Below are 6,898 nucleotides of genomic sequence, written 5' to 3' on the forward strand. Positions count from 1 at the left end.
CGCTCCCGTTCGACCTGCCCGAACTGCGCACCGGACGGCCCGTTCGGGCGCGCCGCTCCGCGTCCATGGGCTGGGAGGGAGCGTTCAGAGTGCTCGACCGCGCGCTGCACCGTTACGAGCGGCGTCCGATCGCGGGTCTGCGGCGCGCCGCGCTCAACCGTGCCACCGAGTGGATCGTGGCCAGACAGGAGCCGGACGGGTCCTGGGGCGGAATCCAGCCGCCCTGGGTGTACTCACTCATCGCTCTCAACCTGCAGGGATACCACCTCGACCATCCCGTGATGAGAAGGGGCCTGAGCGGCCTGGACCGGTTCACGATCCACGACGAGAAGGGCCGCCGGCTGGAGGCCTGCCAATCGCCGATCTGGGACACCGCGCTCGCCGTCAACGCCCTGCGCGACGGGGGCGTCCCCGATGACGACCCGGCCCTGGTCCGGGCCGCGGGCTGGCTGCTCGATCAGGAGATCAAGGGCCCCGGCGACTGGGCCGTGCGAAGGCCGAACCTGCCGCCCGGAGGCTGGGCGTTCGAGTTCGACAACGACGGCTACCCCGACACCGACGACACCGCCGAGGTGGTCCTCGCCCTTCGCCGCGTACGCCATCCCGGCACGCGGCCGGTCATCGACCGAGCGGTGCGCTGGATGGCCGGCATGGTGTCCCGAGACGGCGGCTTCGCGGCCTTCGACGCCGACAACACCCGCGAACTGTGCACCAGGCTGCCGTTCTGCGACTTCGGCGCCGTGATCGACCCACCGTCGGCCGACGTCACCGCCCATGTCGTCGAGGCGCTGGCCGCAGAGCGACCCGGTTCGGCCGTCGTCAAGCAGGCCGTCACCTGGTTGCTGAAGGCGCAGGAGCCCGACGGGTCGTGGTTCGGCCGCTGGGGCGCCAACCACATCTACGGCACCGGAGCCGTGCTGCCTGCCCTGATCGCGGTGGGTGTCCGGCCGGATACGCCCTGTGTGAGGAGGGCCGTCGCCTGGTTGGAGGCCCATCAGAGCGACGACGGCGGCTGGGGTGAGGATCTGCGTTCCTACCGCGATCCCGCCTGGATCGGCCGTGGCGCCTCGACCGCGTCGCAGACCGCGTGGGCGCTCATCGCGCTGCTCGCCGCGGGCGAGCGCACGCCGGCGGTGGACCGGGGCATCGCCTGGCTCGTCGATCACCAGCGGGCCGACGGCACCTGGGACGAACCGCACTTCACCGGTACGGGCTTCCCGGGCGACTTCTACATCAACTACCACCTGTACCGGCTGGTCTTCCCGCTCAGTGCGCTGGGGCGCTATCTCGGCCCGCACCGGGACGGCGCGGGCCCGATCACGGAGACACCGGCATGACGCGCCTGCTGATCTGCACCGCGCTCGGCGTCGAGGCCTGGGTCCTGCGGCGCGGCCTGCCCACCGATCCGGCCGATCCGGCCGAGGTGACGCTGATCCGGACCGGAATGGGACCCGCCCGCGCAGCGTGCACCGCGGCACGGCTACCCGAATTCGAAGCACTGGCCGTGACCGGGTTCGGCGGCGCGCTCGACGAGGGGCTCCGGCCGGGAGAGGTGCTGGTGGCGAGCGAGGTGCGCTTCGGCGACCGGGTGACGCCCTGCCCGTCGGCCCGGCTCCTCGCCGGAGAGTTCGCTCGCGCCGGGATCTCCGCGCAGATCGGCCCGCTCGTCACGAGCGATCACGTGGTCACGGGAACGGAGCGGCTGAGGCTCGCGGGCAGCGGGGCTAGGGCGGTGGACATGGAGACCGGACCGCTGGCCGTCGCCGCGGGGGGGCGGCCGTTCGCGGCGGTACGCGTCATCGTCGACACACCCGACCGCGCGCTGCGCAGCCGGGCCACGGTGAGCGGGGGTCTCGCCGCCCGTCGTACGCTCGGCCGCGTCGGCCCCGTCCTCATGCGCTGGGCAGCGGCCGCCGGACCTCGGCGGGTGCTGCTCGCCGCGCCGAGGTCGTTCTGCGCCGGGGTCGAGCGCGCCATCGAGATCGTTGCCAGAGCCCTGGACAAGTACGGGCCGCCGGTCTATGTCCGCAAGCAGATCGTGCACAACCGGCACGTGGTCGAGGAGTTGGAGCGGCAGGGCGCGGTCTTCGTCGAGGAACTCACCGACGTGCCGTCCGGGGCCGTAACGATCTTCTCGGCCCACGGCGTCGGGCCCGACGTGCGCGCGGAGGCGGCACGTCGCGACCTGCAGGTGATCGACGCGACCTGTCCGCTGGTCGCGAAGGTGCATGCCGAGGCGCGCAGGTTCGCCGCCCGCGGCGACCTGGTGGTCCTGATCGGCCACGCAGGGCATGAAGAGGTCGAGGGTACCCTCGGCGAGATTCCCGACCGCGGCGTACTCGTCGAGAACGTCGACGACGTGGCGGCTCTCCCGGCCGATCGGCGGGTGGCCTACCTCATGCAGACCACCCTCGCGGCCGATGAGGCCGGGCACATCGCGGCGGCGATCCGTGATCGGTTCCCGGGCGCCGAGGGTCCGCGGACCGATGACATCTGCTACGCGACGACCAACCGGCAGCGCGCCGTACAGGCGGTGGCCGGCCACGCCGACGTCGTGCTCGTCGTCGGGTCCGCCAACTCGTCGAACTCCCTGCGGCTCGCCGAGGTCGCCGCACGCGAGGGTGCCGCCGCCCACCTCATCGACGACCCCGGCGACATCGTGCTGGACTGGCTCGCCGGCGCCCGCACGGTCGGGCTCACCGCGGGCGCCTCGGCCCCGCCACGGCTGGTCGAAGCCGTCGTCATGGCACTGCGAGGACTCGGCCGCGTGACCCTCGAAGAAAGCCGTGTGGCCGATGAGACCATCAGCTTCACGCTGCCGCTGAAGGTCCGATCCTGATGGCGATGCCGGTTCGCCAGAGCCTGCGCGTCGGCGGCTACATCCTCTGGCAGAGGCTGCGCCGGCGGGCGAAGTTCCCGTTGCTGGTCGAGCTCGAACCGCTGTTCGCCTGCAATCTCGCGTGCGCCGGCTGCGGAAAGATCCAGCACCCCCCGGAGCTGCTCAAGAGGCGCATGCCGGTGGAGCAGGCGGTGGCCGCGATCAAGGACGCCGGCGCCCCGATGGTGTCGATCGCCGGCGGAGAGCCGCTCATGCACCCGCAGATCGCCGAACTGGTCCGTGAACTCGTCGCCCTGAAGAAGTACGTGTTCCTTTGCACGAACGCCGTGCTGATCCCCAAGAAGATCGACCAGTTCGAGCCTTCACGCTACTTCGCCTGGACGGTGCACCTCGACGGGCTTCGGGAACGCCACGACGCCTCGGTCTGCAAGGAAGGCGTGTTCGATGACGCCGTCGCCGCGGTCCGCGAGTGTCAGCGCCGCGGCTTCCGGGTCACCACCAACACGACGTTCTTCAACACCGACAGCCCCCAGACGGTCATCGACGTCCTCGACTACCTCAACGACGACCTCCAGGTCGACGAGCTGATGATCTCGCCCGGGTACGCCTACGAGAAGGCGCCGGACCAGGACCGCTTCCTCGGCGTCCAGGAGACCCGGCAGCTGTTCCGGAAAGCGTTTGCCGATGGCAGACGGCGGCGATGGCGGTTCAACCACACCCCGCTGTTCCTGGACTTCCTCGAGGGCAGGATCGACTTTCCGTGCACCGCCTGGGCCATCCCGTCCTACTCCCCGCTCGGCTGGCAACGGCCCTGCTACCTGATGGCCGACGGCTACGCCGAGACCTATCGGGAACTGATCGACGACACCGACTGGAGCCGTTACGGCCGCGGGCGCGATCCGAGGTGCGCCAACTGCATGGCGCACTGCGGATACGAGCCGACAGCCGTCCTCGCCACGCTCGGCTCCCTCAGACAGTCCCTCCGTGCCCTGCGGGACGGCTGAGAGCGACGGATCAGCCACACCTCCCCTCCCTCCACGCGATTGGGCTCTGGCCCCGCCTGACCGGCCGGGCCCGAGCGGTCAGGAACGGAAACTTTGCCTTGACCAGCGTGAACGCCGATTCCTACGGGGTACGGGTGATTTGTCAGTTCCGCAAATTAAGGAGGCCTAGGTCATGACTCGACCAACTGGCCTTGAACGGCATCCGGACATCCTCGAGCTGAGGGACAGGTACGAGCGGGCGTCATGCACGCCGGCCGCCCAAGCGGCCGACGGGCTGACCATGCTGTCCGGCCTGTACCTGGCGATCTCGCCATGGGTCGTGGGCTTCCACAGCCTCTCCAGGCTGTCCGTGAGCAACCTCGTCACCGGCCTCGCCTTGGCGGCTCTCGGCCTCGGCCTGGCCTCGGCCTACGGACGTATGCACGGGCTGAGCTGGATGGCACCGCTCATCGGTGTCTGGACGATCATCGCTCCATGGATCATGCACTCGGCCACGCGGGCGAGCATCTGGAGCAACGTGGTGACCGGAATCGTGATCCTCCTGGCCGGGCTGGGGGCGATGGCGGTCGGCATGCGCCAGAGACGGCGGCCTGAGAAGGAGATGTTCGACCGCTCGAGAGAGCCGGGACGCGGCGACCGGTAGGGGCCAGTGGGCCGCCGGGTCCGACCGGCGGCCGCCGGTCGGAGCCGCTGTATCGCGAACCGTGGCGGCGGCCGCCGTGGCCGTGGCGGCAGGCCGCCGCGGCTCGCCCGTACGCCGGGTGCCGTCACCGTCATCCTCACGACGCGCATTCGGGTCGAAAGAGTTACATAGGCATCGCGATTCTGACATTCACGACAACAACCCACATAGCGGGATATATATCCGAGTTTGCGGCGTATTCGTAGAACTTCCGCCAAATACGCCTCATCGGTCACGCGGTTCTGCTGTACTGAGCCCTCAGGTACCTGCGGAGCACATCTCCTGTCGTCTCAGAGCTCGCCGCTAACGCCATATGGAAGCCCGCTGCTGCTGACACATACCTGGCAACACAGCTCCACCGATCGTGGATCAATGTCGGCATCTGGGTTGTAGCCAGCGACTTCCGACTCGCAGCACCAGAGTTCGCCGAGAACGGCCGGAACCTGATGATCGTCGAGCAATTGTTCGACCAGCTGCCGTAACGAATTGCCCGGCGCAGGGAGTCCGCAGGAAGGCCGGCATGGTCTGATTCAGCATGCCCCAAGGAGGTCTTGATGTTTCTCATTATTTGCCCAATGTGCGGAAAGGGACACTACGGTTCGTGCATGCCCGGCTCCCGAGGAATCGCTGGCTGAATAGGTGGCAAGAACCCCTGGCCAAACGGCGGCGGGAGTGTTCTACTGAACACCTCTCGCGGCAATGGCCACCTGGGCAGGAAAGAAGTCTCGGTCCCGGCCGGAGCAGTGGACCCCAGGAGACGTCAAAGGCCCCGGTTCGCCATCTTATTGACGGCGGGCCGGGGTCTCACGTTAACTTTTACTGGTTGCGGCCCCATCACACACGCCTATCGGCATGACCGGCCGTTGCGGATCCCTCGGATCCAAAGCGCGTCACCCCACATCACCCGCGCGCATCCGCGGATGAGCGCGCCCAGTCGATCACGGATCCAGCACCTACATCGCCTCGAGCCCGGGTTGATCGATTCAGCCGTCCGGACGCGGCGGTGACAGATCATCGAGAGTTCGGTGACCTTTCGATGATCGGCATGCCGAGCGGTATTCCGATTCCCGGCCTCCGGCCCGGAGAAATCGTATCGGCGAGATCACATCCGAGTGCACGGGTCGGGCCGGGCTCATCACCATGAACGTGGAATGCCATCGCCGGCGGACGGCGGGCGCGCTGGATCACGGACGCCCCGAACCGGAAAAGATCGGCTCGCGCCCTCGCCGCGCAATGCACGTAGCGGAACGGGTCGGCCCGCCAGTCCCGCACTCACGCGGATTCCCCTTCGCACCGTGCGGAAGATGTCATTGGCCGTCCTCGACCGATCGCGTCGCCTCATGGGACGGCCCACGAATCGGCACGCTGTGAAAGAATGCAGAAAGCCCGGGTAGCGACATATTCGCGAATGGCTGGAACGGTGTGCGTGAGCGCTTCCGGGCCTGGCGGCGGACCCGGCCGCGCCAGGGGTGGTGCAGACGGGCCGAGGCCCGGTGAGCCGGCGGACGACCGAAACCGATCGCCGAGCGTCCCGGTGCCGTTCGCCATGGCAGCGCCACTGCCGACGGCGCCCCTCGCCCGCCTCCGCGACGCGACCGGGAGGGCCACATCCGAGGGGTCGTCGGGCCACTGAGCCGAGATGCCGTCAGGGCTCATTGGGCCCTACATGCCTGTTCCTTGTGCGCCTTGATGTGAACCGGCCGATAGCTTAGTCTGCTGCTCCGTGCCACAACGTCCCCGGAGATCTTATTCCGGCTCATATCGGTCATAGATATTAATTTTCCTCCTAGATTTCTCCGGCCTCGAGTGTCAAGATCGGTTTAGTCGAAAGCCAACCCGAGGAAGGGCTCTGGTGGAGTTCCGCATTCTCGGCCCCGTGGAATTGTGGGCCGACGGTCGGCGACTCGAACTTGGGTCAGCCAAGGAACGGCAGGCGCTCGCGATCTTGTTGCTGACGCCAGGGCGCCCGGTGCCCACCGAAGCGCTGATCGACCGACTCTGGGCCGGCAACCCACCCCCCAAACCCCGCGACAGCCTCTATGCCTATATCGCTCGGCTCCGCGGCCGTTTGAACGCGGTGGCCAATGGGACGATCCGGCTGCGCTCGGGCTCGGGCGCGTACAGCCTCGAAGTCGATCCGAACTCGGTGGACCTGTACCAGTTCCGGCGCCTGTGCGACCAGGCACAAGCCGTCGCCGAGAGCGGCGATGGCGACCACGCTTTGGAACTGCTTCGTGAAGCCGACCATCTGTGGCGTGGCGAGGCGCTCGTCGGAATGGACGGCGACTGGGCGGCGGAAATCCGCACCGGGCTCGAGAGCGAGCGGCGGGCGGCGACGCAGAGACGCATCGCCGTTCAGCTCGACCTGGGACA

Annotated in this window: 5 protein-coding genes; all 5 read left to right on the top strand. The window is 68.4% G+C overall.

Translation table 11 applies throughout. The features are described from left to right. A partial coding sequence (gene shc / locus HKK72_RS33970; protein WP_187238519.1) for a squalene--hopene cyclase occupies positions 1-1,337 on the top strand: 1,337 nt, incomplete at its 5' end. Then, positions 1,334-2,839, top strand: coding sequence for a 4-hydroxy-3-methylbut-2-enyl diphosphate reductase (gene ispH, locus HKK72_RS33975; protein ID WP_187238520.1), 1,506 nt, complete (start codon positions 1,334-1,336; stop codon positions 2,837-2,839). The genes shc and ispH, both read left to right, overlap by 4 nt. 5 nt (positions 2,840-2,844) lie before the next feature. Further along, positions 2,845-3,843, top strand: coding sequence for an adenosyl-hopene transferase HpnH (hpnH, locus tag HKK72_RS33980; protein WP_261987462.1), 999 nt, complete (start codon positions 2,845-2,847; stop codon positions 3,841-3,843). 172 nt (positions 3,844-4,015) lie between these two features. Next, entirely contained in the window at positions 4,016-4,486 is a 471-nt protein-coding gene (locus HKK72_RS33985) for an SPW repeat protein (protein ID WP_187238522.1), read from the top strand. 1,891 nt (positions 4,487-6,377) lie between these two features. Continuing rightward, the coding region (locus HKK72_RS33990) for a BTAD domain-containing putative transcriptional regulator (protein WP_187238523.1) at positions 6,378-6,898 on the top strand (521 nt) is incomplete at its 3' end.

This window comes from Actinomadura sp. HBU206391 (genome assembly GCF_014323665.1).
Lineage (GTDB): Bacteria > Actinomycetota > Actinomycetes > Streptosporangiales > Streptosporangiaceae > Actinomadura_C.